The sequence below is a fragment of the Ectothiorhodospira mobilis genome (assembly GCF_900114895.1).
In the GTDB taxonomy this organism is placed as follows: Bacteria; Pseudomonadota; Gammaproteobacteria; order Ectothiorhodospirales; family Ectothiorhodospiraceae; genus Ectothiorhodospira; species Ectothiorhodospira mobilis_A.
Genome location: NZ_FOUO01000008.1, coordinates 84,922 through 104,600 on the forward strand (window position 1 = coordinate 84,922; position 19,679 = coordinate 104,600).

Annotated in this window: 15 protein-coding genes; 5 read left to right on the forward strand and 10 right to left on the reverse strand. The window is 69.9% G+C overall.

Features of this window, described 5'->3' with window-relative positions; genetic code table 11:
• Positions 1-31: 31 nt before the first annotated feature.
• Genes trkA through def form a run of 7 tightly spaced genes read right to left on the reverse strand, consistent with a single transcriptional unit; the run spans position 32 to position 8,407 of the window.
• Positions 32-1,405, reverse strand: a complete 1,374-nt coding sequence (trkA, locus tag BM214_RS08090; RefSeq protein ID WP_090485409.1) for a Trk system potassium transporter TrkA — start codon at positions 1,403-1,405, stop codon at positions 32-34.
• Entirely contained in the window at positions 1,402-2,787 is a 1,386-nt protein-coding gene (locus BM214_RS08095) for a sigma-54-dependent transcriptional regulator (protein WP_090485412.1), read from the reverse strand. The genes trkA and BM214_RS08095 overlap by 4 nt, the downstream gene beginning before the upstream one ends.
• Positions 2,784-4,973, reverse strand: coding sequence for a sensor histidine kinase (locus BM214_RS08100; protein ID WP_090485415.1), 2,190 nt, complete (start codon positions 4,971-4,973; stop codon positions 2,784-2,786). The genes BM214_RS08095 and BM214_RS08100 overlap by 4 nt, the downstream gene beginning before the upstream one ends.
• Complete coding sequence (locus BM214_RS08105) at positions 4,958-5,545, reverse strand: DUF4390 domain-containing protein (protein WP_244887897.1); 588 nt, start codon at positions 5,543-5,545, stop codon at positions 4,958-4,960. The genes BM214_RS08100 and BM214_RS08105 overlap by 16 nt, the downstream gene beginning before the upstream one ends.
• Positions 5,542-6,849: a 16S rRNA (cytosine(967)-C(5))-methyltransferase RsmB gene (gene rsmB / locus BM214_RS08110; protein WP_090485418.1), complete on the reverse strand. Its 1,308-nt coding sequence runs from the start codon at positions 6,847-6,849 to the stop codon at positions 5,542-5,544. The genes BM214_RS08105 and rsmB overlap by 4 nt, the downstream gene beginning before the upstream one ends.
• Before the next feature lie 53 nt (positions 6,850-6,902).
• Entirely contained in the window at positions 6,903-7,841 is a 939-nt protein-coding gene (gene fmt, locus BM214_RS08115) for a methionyl-tRNA formyltransferase (RefSeq protein ID WP_090485421.1), read from the reverse strand.
• Entirely contained in the window at positions 7,841-8,407 is a 567-nt protein-coding gene (gene def / locus BM214_RS08120; protein ID WP_090485424.1) for a peptide deformylase, read from the reverse strand. Before def ends, fmt begins: the two co-directional genes overlap by 1 nt.
• A 102-nt stretch (positions 8,408-8,509) precedes the next feature.
• On the opposite strand from def, the gene BM214_RS08125 reads away from it, so the two are divergent.
• The 5 genes from BM214_RS08125 to tsaC are packed head-to-tail and all read left to right on the forward strand — an operon-like array spanning position 8,510 to position 14,470.
• On the forward strand, positions 8,510-9,670 hold the full coding sequence (locus BM214_RS08125) for a LysM peptidoglycan-binding domain-containing protein (protein ID WP_090485427.1): 1,161 nt from the start codon (positions 8,510-8,512) through the stop codon (positions 9,668-9,670).
• Between the two features lie 10 nt (positions 9,671-9,680).
• Positions 9,681-10,823 (forward strand): DNA-processing protein DprA, encoded by a 1,143-nt coding sequence (gene dprA / locus BM214_RS08130; RefSeq protein ID WP_244887899.1) that lies wholly within the window; start codon positions 9,681-9,683, stop codon positions 10,821-10,823.
• Positions 10,820-11,293, forward strand: a complete 474-nt coding sequence (locus BM214_RS08135) for a DUF494 family protein (RefSeq protein WP_090485430.1) — start codon at positions 10,820-10,822, stop codon at positions 11,291-11,293. Before dprA ends, BM214_RS08135 begins: the two co-directional genes overlap by 4 nt.
• A gap of 31 nt (positions 11,294-11,324) precedes the next feature.
• The gene (locus tag BM214_RS08140) at positions 11,325-13,892 is read left to right on the forward strand and encodes a DNA topoisomerase I (protein WP_090485432.1); all 2,568 of its coding nucleotides are present in this window, start codon (positions 11,325-11,327) and stop codon (positions 13,890-13,892) included.
• Positions 13,889-14,470, forward strand: coding sequence for an L-threonylcarbamoyladenylate synthase type 1 TsaC (tsaC, locus tag BM214_RS08145; RefSeq protein ID WP_244887900.1), 582 nt, complete (start codon positions 13,889-13,891; stop codon positions 14,468-14,470). Before BM214_RS08140 ends, tsaC begins: the two co-directional genes overlap by 4 nt.
• Positions 14,471-14,481: 11 nt before the next feature.
• On the opposite strand, the gene BM214_RS08150 is transcribed toward tsaC, so the two are convergent.
• From BM214_RS08150 to BM214_RS08160, 3 genes are read right to left on the reverse strand one after another with little or no spacing between them, the layout of a single operon-like run.
• Complete coding sequence (locus BM214_RS08150; protein WP_090485435.1) at positions 14,482-16,032, reverse strand: SpoVR family protein; 1,551 nt, start codon at positions 16,030-16,032, stop codon at positions 14,482-14,484.
• A 36-nt stretch (positions 16,033-16,068) separates the two neighbouring features.
• The gene (locus tag BM214_RS08155) at positions 16,069-17,352 is read right to left on the reverse strand and encodes a YeaH/YhbH family protein (RefSeq protein ID WP_090485438.1); all 1,284 of its coding nucleotides are present in this window, start codon (positions 17,350-17,352) and stop codon (positions 16,069-16,071) included.
• Between the two features lie 31 nt (positions 17,353-17,383).
• Positions 17,384-19,327: a PrkA family serine protein kinase gene (locus BM214_RS08160; RefSeq protein WP_090485442.1), complete on the reverse strand. Its 1,944-nt coding sequence runs from the start codon at positions 19,325-19,327 to the stop codon at positions 17,384-17,386.
• Positions 19,328-19,679 lie beyond the last annotated feature (352 nt).

Sequence of the window (19,679 nt, forward strand, 5' to 3'; positions counted from 1 at the left end):
CAGGCGTTGGACGGCGGTGAGCTGCACGGGGTCAGAGGAAGGTGACGCTCACCTGGAACAGGCGCTCCACCTCGGGCACGCGGCGCTTGTCGGTGAGGAACAGGATGACGTGGTCCTCCGGCTCGATGAGGGTCTCGCCGTGGGCGATGACCACCTCCTCGCCGCGCACCAGGGCGCCGATGGTGCAGCCCTTGGGCAGGTGGATCTCCCGCACCCGCCGCCCCACCACGCGGGAGGTCTTGCGGTCGCCGTGGGCCACGGCCTCGATGGCCTCGGCGGCGCCGCGGCGCAGGCTGTGCACCGCCACCACGTCGCCGCGGCGCACGTGGGTGAGCAGGGCACCGATGGTCACCTGCTGCGGCGAGATGGCGATGTCGATGACGCCGCTCTGCACCAGCTCCACGTAGCTGGGGCGGTTGATGAGGGACATCACCGTGCGCGCCCCCAGGCGCTTGGCCAGCATGGCGGAGAGGATGTTGGCCTCGTCGTCGTTGGTGACGGCCACGTACACGTCCGTATTCTCGATGTTCTCCTCCATGAGCAGTTCCTTGTCGGCGGCGTCCCCGCTCAGCACCACCACCTTGTCCAGATCCTCCGCCAGGGACTGGGCCCGCACCGGGTTCTGCTCGATGAGCTTGACGGAGAAATGCCGCCCCAGGGACTGGGCCAGGCGCTTGCCGATGTTACCGCCGCCGGCGATCATCAGCCGCCGGTAGGGCTTGTCCAGGCGGCGCAGCTCGCTGGTGACGGCGCGGATGTTCTTGCGCGCGGCGATGAAGAAGACCTCGTCGTCCACCTCGATGACCGTGTCCCCCTCGGGGAAGATGGGTTTTTCGCGGCGGAAGATGGCCGCCACCCGGGTCTGCACCCCCGGCATGTGGGTGGACAGGTGGCGCAGGGCCTTGCCCACCAGGGGGCCGCCGTGATACGCCCGCACCGCCACCAGGGAGACCCGACCGTCGGCGAAATCCAGCACCTGCAGGGCCCCGGGATGCTCGATGAGCCGCTGGATGTAGTTGGTGACCACCTCCTCGGGGCTGATGAGCACGTCGATGGGCAGGGATTCGGGGGCGAACAGGGCGGGATAGCCCAGGTATTCCAGGCCCCGCACCCGGGCGATCTTGGTGGGGGTGTGGAACAGGGTATAGGCCACCTGGCAGGCCACCATGTTGGTCTCGTCGGAGTTGGTGACGGCGATGATCATGTCCGCGTCCCGGGCCCCGGCGGCGATGAGCACGTCCGGGTGGGAGGCGAAGCCGGACACGGTGCGCAGGTCCAGACGGTCCTGCAGGGCGCGGAGGATGTCGCTGCGGGTGTCCACCACCGTGATGTCGTTGGCCTCGTTGGCCAGGTTGTGGGCCACGGTGCTGCCCACCTGTCCCGCCCCCAGTATCAGAATCTTCATCGCTCCCGGGACCTTTTCGGCTCGATGCCCAGGGCGCGCAGTTTACGATACAGGTGGGTGCGTTCAAGCCCCACGCGGGCGGATAGTTGCGTCATATGGCCGTCCACCGCCGCCATCTGCCGCAGCAGGTAATCGCGCTCGAAACGCTCCCGGGCCTCGCGCAGGGGCAGGGACAGATCCAAGGCCTCCGCCGCCGGCGGCGGGCCCTCCCCCCCCTGCACCGCCGGGTGGCTGGCCAGGGCGGCGTCCGCCTCCGCGGCCTCCACCTGCTCGTCGTTGCCCAGGATCAGCAGGCGCTGCACCAGGTTGCGCAGTTCGCGCACGTTCCCCGGCCAGGGGTGGCGCGCCAGGCGTGCGCAGGCCCCGGGGGCGAAACGGCGCCGGGGCAGACCCTCCTGCTGGTGCAGGGCCTCCACGTGGTACGCCAGCAGCGCGGGCAGGTCATCGATGCGCTGCCGCAGCGGGGGCACGTGCAGGGGCACGCCGTTGAGCCGGTAGTACAGGTCCTGGCGGAAGCGGCCCGCCGCCACGCGCTGCGCCAGGTCCTCCCGGGTGGCCGCCACCACGCGCACATCCACGGCGATGGCATCGGTGCCCCCGGCGCGGGTCATGCGCCCCGTCTCCAGGGCGGTGAGCAGCCGCCCCTGGGTGTGGGGGTCCATCTCCGCCACCTCGTCCAGGAACAGCGTGCCCCCGCCCGCCTGCTCCAGCAGGCCGTAGCGCACGCGGTGGCCCTGCTCGTGGCCGAAGAGCTCCAGCGCCGCCTCGTCGGCGTCCATGGCCCCCAGGGGGACCTCCACGAAGGGGCGGCCGGCACGGGGGCTGCAGGCGTGCAGGTAGCGCGCCAGGGTGCGCTTGCCCACCCCCGGTTCGCCGCTGAGGAGCACACCGGTGTCGTGGCGGGCGATGCGCTCCACCCGGGCGCGCAGGTCCACCATGGCGGCGCTGTCCCCCACCGGCGGGGCGTCCGGGCTCAGGCGCCGGCGCAGACCCCGGTTCTCCCGCGCCAGGCGGTCCGCCTCCAGGGCCCGCTCCACGGTGAGGGTGAGCTTGGCCAGGGACAGGGGCTTTTCCAGGAAGTCGTAGGCCCCCAGGCGGGTGGCCTCCACGGCGCTCTCCACGGTGCCGTGGCCGGACATCATGATCACCGGGCTGGGCTGCCCCCCGGCCTCGAGCCATTCCTTGAGCAGGCCGATGCCGTCCCCATCGGGCATCCAGATGTCCAGCAGCACCAGGTCGAAGCGCCGCCGCCGGCGCTGGATGCGGGCCTCCTCCACGGTGCCCGCCACCGAGACGCGGTAGCCCTCGTCCTCCAGGATATCCCGCACCAGGCTGCGGATGTCGGGCTCGTCGTCCACCACCAGGATGTCGCTGTCTTTCATGTCGCCTCCCGGTCCCCGTCCCCGCACAGCGGAAGATGGATGCCGATGACGGCCCCGCCTTCCGGCCGGTTGCCGGCCCAGACCCTGCCATTGTGTTCCTCGATGATCTTCTTGACGATGGCCAGTCCAAGGCCGGTGCCCTTGTGCTTGCCGGTCACATAGGGCTCGAACATGCGCGTCATCATCTCCTCGTCCAGGCCGCGGCCGTTGTCCATCACCCGGATCTCCACCATCTGGCGGGCGGCCTCCTCCAGGCGGCGGGTGACGAGGGTGAGGCGGGCGTCCCCGCGCCCCTCCAGGGCCTCCAGGGCGTTCTTGATCAGGTTGTGCAGCACCTGGCGCAGGCGCCCGGCATCGGCCCGCAGGGGCGGCACGTCCGCACCCAGATCCAGCTCCAGGGCCACCGCCTGGCCGGGCTGGTCATAGAGCCCGGCCACCTCCTCCACCAGTTGGTTCAGGTCCAGGCGCTCCGGGTTCAGGGCCGGCGGCCGGGCGTAATGGCTGAAGGCGTTCACCATGGTCTTGAGGGCCTCCACCTGCTGCACGATGGTGCGCGTGGCCCGTTCCAGCACGTGGCATTCCTCCGCGCCCAGGTGGGGGCGCAGCTTGCGATCCAGCCGCTCGGCGGAGAGCTGGATGGGGGTGAGGGGGTTCTTGATCTCGTGGGCCAGGCGCCGCGCCACCTCCGCCCAGGCGGCGTCCCGCTGCGCCTGCAGCAGGGCGGTGATGTCGTCGAAGACCACCACCGGGCCGCCGCGCAGGCCGCCGCCATGGGTGAGCCAGACGCCGCGGCACATGAGCACCTTGCGGCCGTTGGCGCCAAAGGCGGTCACCTGCTCGCTCCAGGGTTCCGGGTGTTCCTCGAGGTGGGGGGCCAGGGCCTCGCGGAAGCGGGCGGCCACGGGGGACTCGGCGGCGATCTGCTCCAGGGCATGCCCCAGGTGGCGCTCCAGGTCCACCTCCAGGATGCGCGAGGCGGCGGCATTGACGGTGCGCAGGGCCAAACGGCGGTCCAGGGCGATGACCCCGGAGGAGAGGTTCTGCAACACCGTCTCCAGGTACATGCGCTGGCTCTCCGCCAGGCGGCGGCTGCGCTCCACCTCGTCCCGGGTGGCCGCCAGGGTGGCGGTCATGGCATTGAAGGAGCGCACGAGAAAGCCCAGCTCGTCGTTGCGGCTCACCGGCAGCTTCTTGTGGTATTCCCCCGCCGCCACGGCGCGGGTGCCCTGGGCCAGTTCCTGGATGGGGGCCACCAGGCGCCCGGCGGCGAGGATGGCGGCCCAGATGGCGGTGAGCACCGACACCAGCAGGGCCAGGGAGAGGGTGATGGAGAAGCTCTGCTTCAGCGGCGCCCGCAGGTAGGCGAAGGCCTTGTATTCGGAGAAGGCGTCCTGGACGCTGTCGGCCAGGGTCCCCATGCGCGGCGCCACCGGATACAGGGCCTGGAGGATGCGCCCGTCCCCGGCGGGGGTGCGGCTGGGCACGGGGGTCACCACGCGGATGTGCAGGCCGCTGCCATGGACCGGTTCCAGGGCGGCGTAATCGTTGCCCTGGGACAGGGTCATGAGCACCTCCCCCTCCGGCAGCAGGGGCAACTGCCGCACGGCCTCCCCGCCGGAGAAGGCGATGATGCGGTTGTTGGCACCGAACAGGGTCAGCTCCATGGCGCCGCTGTCCTCGCGCATGTCTTGCAGCCGCAGCGCCGCCAGGGTCTCGGAGACCTCCTCCAGCTCCCGGGCCATGGAGCGGGTCTCCCGGGTGTACTGCCGCACCCGCAGGTCCAGGGAGATGCGGGAGAGCTCCAGGGCGTCCTCCAGGGCCTGCTCCACGCGCACGTCGAACCAGCTGTCGATACCCTGCTCCAGGAAGGTGATGGAGAAGTAGTAGACGACGATCACCGGCACCAGGGAAAGCCCCACGAACAGCACCACCAGCTTGAGGGTGAGGCGCGACCCGGGTTCCATGCGCAGGGCACTGCGGGTCACCCGCAACAGGTGGTGGCCGATGACCCCGGCCAGCAGCACCAGGGCCAGGGAGTTGAACAGCAGCAGCCAGATGTAGAGGCGCTCGAAGCGCTCCGAATTCTGGGCGGCGTCGCTCATGACCCAGAGGGAGGCCAGCAGCGCCAGGAAGATGAAGCCCATGGACAGCAGCCCCAGGGGCAGGCGTCTCAGTCCAGCGGCCATGTGTACCAGTCGCTTTCGGGTTTCCAGTCGGGGAGCAGGTAGCCCCGCAGGCGCAGCGGCAGCGGCAGGGCGTCCACCCGCAGATAGGCGCGCAGGCGCACGCGGTAGTCCGTGCCCGCCTCCAGGAGGGCGGCGTCCAGCAGCGGCAGGGCCTCCACCTGTCCCATCCGGGCCAGGGCCGATTCCAGGCGCTGGAAGCTGCGCTGCACCCCGGTGTTCAGGGAGGTGAGCAGATAGAGGCGGCTGAGGGGATGGTACTCCAGGCGGTAGCCCTGGGTGAGTCCCGCCACGGTCTCGTCCCATAGCCAGTCCCGCTGGCGGGTGATCTCCACGCGCATCTCGAAGGTAAGGCGCACCCCGTTGTGCAGCGCCTCGCGCAGATTCGGCGCCAGGCGGTAATCGATGCGGGCATCCAGCAGGTAGATCCCCTCGGCGCGCTGGGTGTCCGCCCAGAGGACGCGAAAGGGCGGGGTCTCGTCGGCCAAGGCGACCATGGGGAGGCAGAGCAACAGGCAGGCCAGCAGCACCACCGCCCCGGAGCGCAGTCCGCCCTGGAAGCCCTCTCCCCTCAACGCTTGATCAGCCGGGCATAGTAGAAGCCGTCCATGCCGTCGGACCCCGCCGGCACCTGCCGCCCCACCTGCCGGGGCACGCCCCAGGGGGCCTGGATGGGGTCCTCCGATGCCGACGGCTCGTCTTCCAGGAATCGCAGCACGGTCATGTCATTCTCATCCGGCAGCAGGGAGCAGGTGGCATACAGCAGGATACCCCCCGGTGCCAGCAGGGGCCAGAGGGCCCGCAGCAGATCCGCCTGGGTACGGGCCAGGGCCGGGATGTCCCCCTCCCGGCGCAGGTGCTTGATGTCCGGATGACGGCGGATCACCCCCGTGGCCGAGCAGGGGGCGTCCAGGAGGATGCGGTCGAAGGGGGGGCTCTGATGCCAGGTGTCGGGGTGGGCGGCGTCGGCGGCCACCAGCGCCGCCCGGTGACCGCCCCGCTGCAGGTTTTCCGCCACGCGCTCCAGGCGCTTGCCGCTGCTGTCCACGGCGGTGAGCGCCAGGCGTCCCCCGGCCCGGTCCAGCAGGTGCAGGGTCTTACCGCCGGGGGCGGCGCAGGCATCCAGCACCCGCGCCCCGGGGGGGCAGTCCAGCAGCGGGGCCGCCAGCTGGGCGGCGGCGTCCTGTACCGAACACAGCCCTTCGGCGAAGCCCGGCAGGGCGGACACCTCCACGGGCCGCTCCAGCACCAGGGCCGTCTCCACCTGGGGGTGGGGCGCGGCGGCAAGGCCCGCCCCGGCCAGGCGCTCTTGGTAATCCCCCCGGGGGATGCGGGCCGTGTTCACCCGCAGGGTCATGGGGGGATGGGCGTTCAGGGCCTGACACACCGCCTCGGTCCCATCCCCGTAGGCCGCCGCCAGGCGGCGGTAGAGCCAGTCCGGCAGGGCATGGCGCAGCGCCGGATCCCGGTCCACCGCCGTGGCACAGGCCGCGCCCTCGCGCTGGGCGCGGCGCAGCACGCCGTTGATCAGGCCCACGGCCCAGCGCTTGCCCAGGCCCCGTCCCAGGCCGGCGGTCTCCTGCACCGCGGCATAGTCGGGGGTGTCCAGGTACAGCAACTCGAACAACCCCATGGCCAGGGCGCAGGCCACATCCCGATCCCGGCGCTTGAGGGGGCGTTCCAGCCAGCAGGCCAGGATGGCCTCCAGGCGGCGGTGCCAGCGCAGGGTGCCGTAGCACAGGGCCTGGGCCAGACCCCGGTCCCGGGGGGACACCCGGGCCAGCAGCGGCGGCAGGGCGTCGGACAGGGAGGCACCGTCCCGGAGGACGCGCAGCAGGGCCTGGAGGGCGGCTTTGCGGGGGGAGAGGGGGGACGACATGGGATGAGGACTTCCGGCGGCTTGGGGGGATGCAGGCAAACGGGGGGGAAGGATCAGGACTCGTCCCCCAGTCGCTCCCCCTGCAGCGAACGGCCGTTGAGGAACTCCCGGGCCGTCAGGGGCCTGCCGCCGGGCAGTTGCAGGCGGGTCACCCGCAACACGCCGTCGCCGGTGGCCACGTCGATGCCCTCCGGACCCTCGGCCACCACCGTGCCCGGCGGGGCGTCGGCATGGGCCTGTGGGGCCACGGTGGACATCCACAGGCGCAGGGGCTCGCCGCGCCAGCGGGTCTGGGCCACGGGCCAGGGGTTGAAGGCGCGGATGCGCCGGTCCAGGGCCGCCGCAGCCAGTTGCCAGTCCAGCACGGCCTCGGCCTTGTGCAGCTTTTCGGCGTAGGTCACCTGCTGCGGGTCCTGGGGCTCGCCGCCAAGGCGCCCGGCGGCCAGGTCGTCCAGGGCGGACACCAGCAACTCCGCCCCCTGCCGCGCCAGGGTGTCGTGCAGCGTACCGGCGGTGTCCTCGGCGCCGATGGGGCAGCGGGTCTTGCGCAGCATGTCCCCGGTGTCCAGCCCCTCGGCCATGCGCATGAGGGTGATGCCCGTCTCCCGGTCCCCCGCCAGCAGGGCGCGCTGGATGGGGGCGGCCCCGCGCCAGCGGGGCAGCAGGGAGGCATGCAGGTTGACGCAGCCCAGGCGGGGGATCGGCAGCACCTCCCGGGGCAGGATCAGGCCGTAGGCGGCCACCACCATCAGATCCGGGGCCAGGGCCCGCAGGCGCTCCAGGGCGGCATCGTCCCGCAGGGTGGCGGGTTGTTCCACGGGCAGACCGTATTCCAGGGCCTTCTGCTTGACGGGGCCGGGGCGCAAACGCCGCCCCCGGCCTGCCGGCCGGTCCGGCTGGGTGTACACGGCCACCACTTCGTGGCTCGTCTGCAGCAGGGCCTCCAGGGCGGGCACGGCGAACTCGGGGGTGCCCGCGTACACCACCCGCATCAAACCGCCTCCCGTTGCCGGCCGCGGGCGCCTTGGTGCGCACCCCCCTGACGCTGCTGTTTCTCCAGACGCTTGCGGATGCGGTCCCGCTTCAGGGTGGAGAGGTGATCCACGAACAACCGGCCGTTGAGGTGATCCACCTCGTGCTGGATGCACACCGCCAGCAGGCCGCCGGCCTCCAGTTCGAAGGGCCGGCCGTCCCGGTCCAGGGCGCGCACGCGGATACGCTCGGCGCGGCGCACCGGTTCGTAGAACCCGGGCACCGACAGGCAGCCCTCGTCCGTCTCCACCAGACCCTCGTGCTCCAGGATCTCGGGATTGATGAAGCAGCGGGGATGCAGGCCCTGGCCGGAGCGCTCCTCGGAGCCCTCCTCGGCCACGTCCATGACCACCACCCGCTTGTGCACGTTCACCTGCACCGCCGCCAGGCCGATGCCCTCGGAGGCGTACATGGTCTCGAACATGTCGTCCACAAGCCTGCGAATGGTGTCATCCACCACCGGCACCGGCTCGGCCTGGTGGCGCAAACGTGGATCGGGAAACTGCAGGATATCTAACAATGCCATGGCCGCCTGTCCGCTGGATAAGTAGGTTTATGCCGTGTCAATGACAATCTGCTAAAGTCGTGGTCTCGTGCCGGTGGTGCCCAACACCTCGAGGAAAGACCGATGTCCGTTCCATTTCCGCCGCGTGCCGGATCCGCCGGGTCCATTGTGACGCTTATTCTAGCGCTCCTGGCCAGCGGATGCGCCACCGCACCCCAGGAGCCGGTTCCGGAGCCCGCACCGGAACGGACCCAGACCGCGACGCAAACGGCGCAGGATTCGGCTGCACAACCCCCTAGTGAAGAACCGGACCGGGCCCAGGTGAAGGACACCGCCCCCGAGCGCTATGTGGTGCGCCCCGGGGATACCCTCTGGGACATCTCCACCACCTTCCTGGAGACCCCCTGGTACTGGCCCGAGATCTGGGTGGACAACCCCCAGATCGAGAATCCCCATCTCATTTACCCCGGGGATGTCATCACCCTGCACTACGTGAACGGCCGCCCGCGCCTCATGGTGGACGGCGGCCCCCGGGTGCGGCCCACGGTGAGGCTCTCCCCCAAGGTGCGCGCCGAACCCCTGCCCCCCTCCCTGGAAACGCCCGTACAGGCCCTGCAACAGTTCCTGATCCGTCCTCGGGTTGTGACCGAAAAGCAGATGGAAGATTCCCCCTACCTGCTGGCCTCCCGGGATGAGCGCATGATCTTCGGGGCCGGCGACCGCCTCTACGCCCGGGGCCTGGACGGGGATCCCGAGGGCACCCGCTATCACGTCTTCCGCCCCGGCGGAGAACTGCGGGATCCGGACACGGGGGAACTGCTGGGCTTCGAGGCCATCCCGGTGGCGGGGGCCGAGCTGGTGCGCGGCGGCGACCCGGCCACGGTGGTGCTCACCCGCAGCGACCGCGAGGCCCTGCGGGGGGACCGCCTGCTGCCCCAGGACGACAGCGCCCAGGACTTCCTCTTCACCCCGCGCCCCCCGCACCCGGACGCCCGCGGCCAGGTCATCTCCCTGTTCGATGCCATCAGCCGCATCGCCCGCTTCCAGGTGGCGGTGATCAACCTGGGGGAGCGGGATGATGTGGAACAGGGTCAGGTCTTCGCCGTCTATCACTCCGGGCGCACGGTGCGGGACCGGATCGCCGGCGGCGGCGAGCGGGTCACCCTGCCGGACGAGCGGGCGGGGCTGGTCATGGTCTTTCGCACCTTCGAGAAGGTGAGCTACGCCCTGGTGGTGGAATCCACCCATCCCATCGCCAAGGGCAACGCCGTACGCCATCCCTGAAGGGAGCCCCTTGGATACGCGGCAACACCCCCTGGTGCCCTGGCTGCACCTCTGGCACACCCCGGGCCTGGGACCGGCCACCTTCCTGCTGCTGACCGCGGCCCACGGCGGCCCCCGGGCCGTGCTGGAGGCGGGCCCCGCCGCCTGGCGCGAGCAGGGGCTGGACGATGCCGCCGTCGCCTTCCTGGAGGGCCCCACCCCCGAAGGCGTGCTGCGGGACCTGGAATGGGCCCAGGACCCGCAGCGCCACATCCTCACCCTGGAGGACCCTGCCTATCCGCCGCGCCTGCGGGCCATCGCCGCCGCCCCGCCGGTACTCTACGTGGTGGGCGACCCCCGGGTGCTGCACTGGCCCCTGCTGGCCGTGGTGGGCAGCCGCCACCCCACCCCCGGCGGCCGCGACACCGCCCATGCCTTCAGCGCCCACCTGGCCCGCTCCGGCCTGGTGATCGCCAGCGGCCTGGCCCAGGGCATCGACGCCGCCGCCCACGGCGGCGCCCTGGATGGCGGCGGGCTCACCGTGGCGGTGACGGGCACCGGCCCGGACCGGGTCTATCCCGCCGGCCACCGCGACCTGGCGCGGCGCATCGCCGCCGAGGGCGCCCTGGTCACGGAACTGCCCGTGGGCACCCCCGTGCGCCGCGAGCACTTCCCGCGGCGCAACCGCATCCTCTCGGGGCTGGCGGTGGGCACCCTGGTGGTGGAGGCGGCCCACCGCAGCGGGTCCCTCATCACCGCCCGCCACGCCGCGGAACAGGGGCGGGAGGTATTCGCCATCCCCGGCTCCATCCACAACCCCATGGCCCGGGGCTGCCACCGCCTCATCCGCCAGGGGGCCAAGCTGGTGGAGACCGCCGACGACATCCTGGAGGAACTGGGGCCGCAGATCTTCATCCCAAGGGAGGAAGAAGGCCCCTCCCCGGGGAACGAGGCCGACGCCACCGCGGCGCCCGGGGAGGCGCCGGATGCGGAGCATGCCGCCCTCCTGGAGGCCATGGGCCACGACCCCGTGGCGGTGGACCAGCTGGTGGAGCGCACTGGATTGACCGCCGGTGCGGTTTCCTCCATGCTGCTTCTCATGGAGTTGCGCGGCCAGGTGGCCTCCCTGTCCGGTGGTCGATACGTCCGCCTGCAGCCGGAACACGAGAGATGAAAGAGAACGTGCTAGACGTACTGATGTATCTGTTCGAGAACTACATCGACGACGATACCGAACTGGAGCCGGACCGGGAGCAGCTGCAGAACCTGCTGCTGGACGCCGGTTTTCCCGTGGCCGAGATCCACAAGGCCTTCGATTGGCTGGAGAACCTGGCCAGCCAGGACCCTTCCCTGAAGGACCTGCGCACCGACTCGGCCCTGCGCGTCTACACCGACCGGGAGACGGGCCGCATGGACGCCCAGAGCCGCGGTTTCCTGCTGTTTCTGGAACAGAACGGCGTGCTCGATCCGTCCACCCGCGAACTGGTCATCAGCCGCGTCATGGATCTGGACAGCGAGGAGATCGGCCTGGACGAACTCAAGTGGATCACCCTCATGGTGCTGTTCAACCAGCCGGGCCAGGAAGCCGCCTACACCTGGCTGGAGAACATGATGTTCGACCACCCGCCGGAGTACCTGCACTGAGACCCCTCCACAGCCCACGGGTAGCCGGGCCATGAGCAAGCACCTGGTCATCGTCGAATCGCCGGCCAAGGCCAAGACCATCGAGAAGTACCTGGGCAAGGACTTCGAGGTGATGGCCTCCTATGGCCACGTGCGCGACCTCCTGCCCAAGGAGGGGGCCGTGGATCCGGACCACGGCTTTCGCATGAACTACCAGGTGATCGAGCGCAACGAGAAGCACGTGGAGCGCATCGCCCGGGCCCTGAAGAAGGCCGATTCCCTGATCCTGGCCACTGACCCCGACCGCGAGGGCGAGGCCATCTCCTGGCACCTGTACGAACTGCTGCAGGAGCGCGGGCTGCTGGAGGACAAGGAGACCCAGCGGGTGGTCTTCCACGAGATCACCCAGCGGGCCGTGAAGGAGGCCATCGAACACCCCCGGGGGCTGTCCTGGGAGCTGATCAACGCACAGCAGGCCCGGCGCGCCCTGGACTACCTGGTGGGCTTCAACCTCTCCCCCCTGTTGTGGAAGAAGATCAAGCGCGGCCTCTCCGCGGGCCGGGTGCAGAGCCCCGCCCTGCGCATGATCGTGGAGCGGGAGCAGGAGATCGAGCGCTTCGTCAGCCGCGAATACTGGACCCTGGACGCCCTCGCGGCCAAGGACGGCGAGGGCTTCACCGCCCGCCTGCAGGTGCTCGGCGGCCACAAGCTGGATCAGTTCGACATCGCCTCCGAGGACGACGCAGAGCAGGCCCGCCAGACCCTGACCCAGGCCGCCGGCGGCCGCCTGCGGGTGGCCAAGGTGGAGAAGAAACAGCGCCGGCGCAACCCGGCCCCGCCCTTCACCACCTCCACGCTGCAGCAGGAGGCCTCGCGCAAGCTGGGCTTCTCCGCCAGCCGCACCATGCGCGTGGCGCAGCAGCTCTACGAGGGCATCGACCTGGGCACCGGCCCCATCGGCCTGATCAGCTACATGCGCACCGACTCCGTCACCCTGGCCAACGAGGCCATCCAGGAGATCCGGGGCCTGATCGCCCAGCGCTACGGCCAGGACAAGGTGCCCGACAGCCCGCGCACCTACAAGACCAAGTCCAAGAACGCCCAGGAGGCCCACGAGGCCATCCGTCCCACCTCCGTGCAGCGGCTGCCCGAGGAGCTCAAGGACCACCTCTCCCAGGACCAGCGGCGCCTGTACGAGCTCATCTGGAAGCGCACCGTGGCCTGCCAGATGATCCACGCCACCCTGGACACCGTGGCGGCGGAGCTGGAGGCCGGTGGGCCCGAACACGTCTTTCGCGCCACCGGCTCCTCGGTGCGCGACCCCGGCTTCATGGCCGTCTACCGCGAGGACCAGGACGACGCCAAGGTGGAGAGCGACGAGCGCCTGCTGCCGGAGCTGTCCGAGGGCGAACAGGTGACCCTGAACGAGGTCCAGGCGGATCAGCACTTCACCGAACCGCCGCCCCGCTACTCCGAGGCCAGCCTGGTGAAGGCCCTGGAGGAGCACGGCATCGGCCGTCCCTCCACCTATGCCGCCATCATCAGCACCCTGCTGCAGCGGGAATACGCGGAACTGGTGAACCGCCGTTTCATCCCCACGGACATCGGCCGCATCGTCAACACCTTCCTCACCCAGCACTTCACCCAGTACGTGGACTACGACTTCACCGCCCGGCTGGAGGACGAGCTGGACGAGATCTCCCGGGGCGAGAAGGAATGGATCCCGGTCATGGAAGGGTTCTGGCAGCGCTTCTCCGAACAGGTGAAGGAGAAGGAGGCCACGGTGACCCGCGAGGAGGCGGTGCAGGCCCGGGAGCTGGGCACCGATCCCAAATCCGGCCGTCCGGTGACGGTGCGCATGGGGCGCTACGGCCCCTTCGTGCAGATCGGCACCAAGGACGACGAGGAAAAGCCCCGCTTCGCCGGCCTGCGCCCCGGGCAGAAGATGGATGCCATCACCCTGGAGGAGGCCCTGGCCCTGTTCAAGCTGCCACGGGAACTGGGCGAGACCCCGGAGGGGGAACCGCTCCTGGTGAACATCGGCCGCTTCGGCCCCTACGTGAAATTCGGCAGCCGCTACGCCTCCCTGGGCAAGGAGGACGATCCCTACACCATCGAGCTGCCCCGGGCCCTGGAGCTGGTGGCCGAACGCAAGCGCCTGGATGCGGAGCGCTTCATCCAGTCCTTCGATGAAGAGGGCATCCGGGTGCTCAAGGGCCGCTACGGCCCCTACATCACCGACGGCAACAAGAACGCCCGCGTGCCCAAGGACCGGGAACCCAAGGACCTGACCCTGGAGGAATGCCGGGAGCTCCTGGCCGCCGCCCCCGAGAAGAAGGGGCGGGGCCGCAAGGGGGCCACCGCGAAGAAATCCGCCCAGTCCGCGGACAAGGGCGACGGCAAGACCGCGGACAAGGGGACGGGCAAGACCACCGGAAAGAAGAAGGCCGCCACCGGCAAGTCCTCCACCACCACCGCCAAGGCCAAGTCGGGTACCGGTTCCCGGGGCACAACGGCCAAGGGCAAGACCACGGCCAGCGCCAAGGGCAAGGGCGGCAAGACCACGGCCAAATCGGCGGCCAAGTCCGCCACGGGCCGGAGCGCCGGCGCCTCGCGGTGACGGGCCGCGGCACCCGCCGCCGGGCCCTGCGGCCCCGGGCGGCGGCGGCGGTGATCCGATCCGGGGGCGTGGTGGCCTACCCCACCGAGGCGGTCTACGGCCTGGGCTGTGCCCCCTGCAACCGGACGGCGGTGCAGCGCCTGCTGCGCATCAAGGGGCGTGCCCAGGCCAAGGGGCTGATCCTGGTGGCCGCCGATCCAGCGCAGCTCACCCCCTTCCTCGCCCCCGTGGACCCCGCCCTGCAGGACCGGGCCCTGGCCACCTGGCCGGGGCCGGTCACCTGGCTCTGGCCCGCCGCCCCCCACACCCCGCGCTGGCTCACGGGGGACCACGACACCCTGGCGGTGCGGGTCACCGACCACCCCCTGGCGGCCGCCCTGTGCCGCCACGCCGGCACCGCCCTGGTCTCCACCAGCGCCAACCGCAGCGACGCACCCCCGTGCCGCCACGCCCAGGCCGTGGACGATACCCTGGGCCATGGGCTGGATCTGATCCTGGCGGGCGACACCGGCGGGCGGGATCGCCCCAGCGAGATCCGCGATCTGGGCAGCGGCCGGGTGCTGCGCCCGGGGGGATAGCGGGCGGGAACTCAGTCCTCCCGGGGCTCCACGTCGCCGTACTCGTTGAGCACCGCCTCGCTGCGGGCGTCCACCTCATAGAGCCGTACCGGGTATCCCCACAGGCGCGCCAGGTGCGCCAGCACCCTGTGGGCATCCGGCTCCGAGAGCAGGCGGCCGTCCTGGGTGCGGTGCTCCAGGATCAGGCGGCGGTCCCCGGCCAGGTCCACGTCCACCACCTGGATATCCGGCTCGTGACGGGCCAGGTCGTACTGGGCGGACAGGGCGCGGCGCACCTCCCGGTATCCCGCATCGTCGTGGATGGCCTCCACCGTCAGGTGCGGCTCGCGGGCGTCGTCCCGCAGGGCGAACAGGCGCAGGTCCCGCATCACCTTCGGCCCCAGAAACTGCAGGATGAAGCTCTCGTCCCGGTATTCCGCCCAGGCGTGCTTCCACACCGCGAGGAAGTCCCCGCTGCCGGCGATGTCCGGGAACCAGCGCCGGTCCTCCTCGGTGGGCTCCAGGGCCATGCGCTTGAGGTCCTGCAGGATGTGGAACCCCAGGGCGTAGGGGTTGATGCCGGAGTAGCGGGGGTCGTCAAAGCCGGGCTGGAACACCACGTTGGTGTGGTGGTGCAGAAACTCCATGAAGGCCCCGTCGGTGAGCCGGCCGGTCTCGTGCAGCCGCGTCATGATGTGATAGTGCACGGCGGTGGCGCAGCCCTCGTTCATCACCTTGGTCTGCTTCTGCGGGTAGAAGTACTGGGACACCATGCGCACGATGCGCAGGATCTCCCGCTGCCAGTGCTCCAGTTTCGGCGCCCGCTTCTCCAGGAAGTAGAGCAGGTTCTCCTCCGGCAGGCCCAGGGCCTGGCGCCGGTCCCGCACCCCGGCGGCGATAGCCTCGCCATCCCCGTCCCCCTTCTGCGGCAGGGTCCGCCAGAGGTCGTTGAAGGTCTGCTCCTCGTGGCGCACGCGGGCGCGGCGGCGGTCCATCTCCTCCTGCAGGTTCAGGGGCTGGCGCCGGGGGTAGCGGTGCACGCCGTGGGTCATGAGGGCGTGGGCCGCATCCAGCACCCGTTCCACCTCCCGCTGGCCGTAGCGCTCCTCGCAGCGGGCCACGTAGCCCTTGGCGAACTCCAGGTAGTCCAGGATGGACTCGGCATCGGTCCAGGAGCGGAACAACTGGTTGTTCTTGAAGAAGTGGCTGTGGCCGAAGGCGGCATGGGCCATGACCAGGGTCTGCAGGGTCATGGTGTTCTCTTCCATGATGTAACACAGGCAGGGGTTGGAGTTGATGACGATCTCGTAGGCCAGACCCGTCATCCCCTTGCGGTAGTACATCTCGTCCCGGGCGAAGTGCTTGCCGAAGGACCAGTGGCGGTAGAACACCGGCATGCCCATGGAGGCATAGGCGTCCAGCATCTGCTCGGAGCTGATGATCTCCACCTGGCCGGGATAGGGATCCAGCCCCATCTCCCCCACGGCCACGGCCTCGATGGCGTCGTAGGCCTTCTTGATGAGCGCATAGTCCCAGTCGGCCCCGGTGTAGAGCGGGCGGTCCTGATGGAGCACTTGGGTCATGGCATCACCTCCAGGCCAGGGATGGGGCTTGCCCCGTCAGCGTTTGAGCTCCACGGGGGTGAACAGGTCGCGGAACACCGGGAAGATGTCCGCCCGCCTGCGCACCCGGCGCATGGCCATGGGCCGCCCGGCCTTCACCAGGCGCTCGTACACCTGCCACAGGTCGGTGGTCATGTCCCAGCCCCGGTCCTCGGCCACCTCGATGTAGGCGAAGTAGCGGCACAGGGGCAGGATGGCCGACTCCATCATCTCCACCACCGTGGGGTTGTCGGCGGGGGTGTTGTCGCCGTCGGAGGCCTGGGCGGCGTAGATGTTCCATTCCCCCGGGTCGTAGCGCTCGCGCACCACCCGCTGCATCTCCTCCAGGGCGGGGGAGACCAGGGTCCCGCCGGTCTCCCGGGAGTAGAAGAAGGTGTCCTCGTCCACCTCCTGGGCGATGTGGGTGTGGCGGATGAAGACGATGTCCACGTGGCGGTAGCGCCGCTGCAGGAAGAGATACAGCAGCATGAAGAAGCGCTTGGCCAGGTCCTTCATGTCCTCGGTCATGGAGCCGGAGACGTCCATGAGGCAGAACATCACCGCCTGGGTGATGGGCCGGGGCACCGGGCTGAAGCGGTTGTAGCGCAGGTCGATGGGGTCGATGTAGGGGATGGCCCGGGTGCGCCGGGTGAGGTCCTCGCGCATGCGGATCAGTTCCCGCAGGCGTTCCGGATCCCGCCCGGAGCGCTCCAGGCGGTCGATCTCCTCGTCCAGGGCGCGGGTCTCCTCCCGCCGGGGACGGCGCAGGGCCAGACGCCGGGAGAGGGAGTTGCGCATGGTGCGGGTGAGGTTGAGGTTGGAGGGGGAGCCGCTCACCGAGTAGCCCGCCCGCTGCAGGCCCTGGGTCTCGGTGCGGCTGAGGCGGGTGCGCAACAGGTCCGGCAGCTCCAGGTTCTCGAAGAACAGGTCCAGGAACTCGTCCCGGCTCACGGTGAACTGGAAGGCGTCCTCCCCCTCGCCGTCGGCGCTGGCGCCCCGGCCGCCACCGCCGCCCCCCTGCTCCGGCCGGGGAATGGTGTCCCCGGAGACGTATTCGCGGTTGCCCGGCAGGACATGATCGCGCACGCCGCGGCCGCCCCCCTTGTGGAAGCTGGGCTCCTGCAGGCCGTCGGCGGGGATGCGGATCTCCTCCCCGCCCTGGCCGATGTCCGCCACCCGACGCCGGGACGAGGCGTCCCGCACCGCGTCCAGGATCTGGCGGCGGGCACGGCCGATGAAGCGCTGGCGGTTGGCCAGGCTCTTGTCCTTGGGGTTGAGGCGTCGGTCGATGATGTGGACCACGGGGGTCGTTCCTCCCGCAGCACGGGCCGGATCAGCCCGCCTGCTTGACTCGCATGTACCATTCCACCAGCCGGCGGACCTGGCGCTCGGTGTAGCCGCGCTCCATCATGCGCAGCACGAAGTCGTTGTGCTTGCGCTCCAGTTCGGAATCGCTCTTGGCGCCGAAGCTGATCACCGGCAGCAGGTCCTCCACCTGGCTGAACATGCGCTTCTCGATCACCTCACGGATCTTCTCGTAGGCCGTCCAGGAGGGCATCTGCCCGCCCTGGGCCGCCTGCGCCCGCAGGGCGAACTTGACCACCTCGTTGCGGAAGTCCTTGGGGTTGGCGATGCCCGCGGCCTTCTCGATCTTGGTGAGCTCCTGATTCAGGGCCTGGCGGTCCAGCAGCTGGCCGGTGTCCGGATCCTTGAAGTCGTTGTCCTCGATCCAGGCGTCGGCATAGGCCACGTAGCGCTCGAACAGGTTCTGGCCGAAGTCGCTGTAGGACTCCAGATAGGCCTTCTGGATCTCGTTGCCGATGAAATCCGCGTAGCGCGGCGCCAGTTCCGCCTTGATGAACTCCAGGTAGCGGCGCTCCGTCTCCTCGGGGAACTGCTGCCGGCGGATGGACTGCTCCAGCATGTAGAGCAGGTGCACGGGGTCGGCGGCCACCTCCCGGGTGTCGTAGTTGAAGGTCTCGGAGAGCACCTTGAAGGCGAATCGGGTGGAGATCCCGTCCATGCCCTCGTCCACCCCGGCCATGTCCCGGTATTCCTGCATGGACTTGGCCTTGGGATCGGTGTCCTTGAGGCTCTCGCCGTTGTAGACCCGCATCTTGGAGTAGAGGTTGGAGTTCTCGTGCTCGCGCAGGCGGGTGAGCACGGAGAACTTGGCCAGCATGTCCAGGGTGGCCGGGGCGCAGGGGGCCTCGGCCAGTTCGCTGGACTGGATGAGTTTCTCGTAGATGTGCTGTTCCTCGTCCACCCGCAGGCAGTAGGGCACCTTCACCACGGAGATGCGGTCGATGAAGGCCTCGTTGTTCTTGTTGTTGCGGAAGGTCTGCCACTCCGCCTCGTTGGAGTGGGCCATGATGATCCCCTGGAAGGGGATGGCGCCGATGTTCTCCGTGCCCACGTAGTTCCCCTCCTGGGTGGCCGTGAGCAGGGGGTGCAGCATCTTGATGGGCGCCTTGAACATCTCCACGAACTCCAGGATGCCCTGGTTGGCGCGGTTGAGCCCGCCGGAGTAGCTATAGGCGTCGGTGTCGTGCTGGCTGTAGAGCTCCAGCTTGCGGATGTCCACCTTGCCCACCAGGGAGGAGATGTCCTGGTTGTTCTCGTCCCCCGGCTCGGTCTTGGACACGGCGATCTGCCGCAGCCGCGAGGGATACAAGCGCACCACGGTAAAGCGCGAGAGATCGCCGCCGAACTCGTCCAGTCGCTTCACCGCCCAGGGGGACATGAGCCCGCTGAGGCGCCGTTTCGGGATGCCGAAGCGCGGCTCCAGTTCGTCCCCCATGGCCGGGTCGAACAACCCCAGGGGGCTCTCGAACACCGGCGAGATCTCGTCCCCCGCCTTGAGCACGTAGATGGGGTGGCGCTCCATGAGGGCCTTGAGCCGCTCCGCCAGGGAGGACTTGCCGCCCCCCACGGGGCCCAGCAGGTAGAGGATCTGCTTGCGCTCCTCCAGGCCCTGGGCCGCATAGCGGAAGAACCCCACGATGCGCTCGATGGTCTCCTCCATCCCGTAGAAGTCCTCGAAGGCGGGATAGAGCTTGATGGTGCGGTTCATGAAGATGCGCCCGAGGCGCTCGTCCTTGGAGGTATCCACCACCCGCGGCTCGCCGATGGCGTCCACCAGGCGCTCGGCGGCAGTGGCGTAACGCATGGGATCGTCCCGGCATCCCTCCAGGAATTCCCCCAGGGACATCTCGGCTTCCTGCCGCTTCTGATAGCTGCGGGCATACTGCGCGATCAAGGCTTCGGCCGAATCCATCGTCATCACCCCCTCGTTGGCGTCCGATGTGGCTACCCCCCTACGGGCGGGCGGCCGGATGTTGTCGCACCCGATCCACCGGGCTGCCGCGTTGTGCACACGTCCTGGTTCGATGACAGCCTGGGTGGGAGATCGGGTGGGGCCGTCGCGGCGGTATCCGCCGGCGGCATACCTGTTCATTGGACGTTGCTCCGGGCAGGCAGTTCCTGCCCCGCACCCGGCGGTCCACCGGGCCAGCCCGATCCATCGGGTGGTTCTTCGAGCATAGTACAAGCTGCCAAGGGCGAATCCGGGGGCGGCGACGCCGGACCATGCCCGGGTTATCATGGGGCGCCAGCCCGGGGACCGCCTC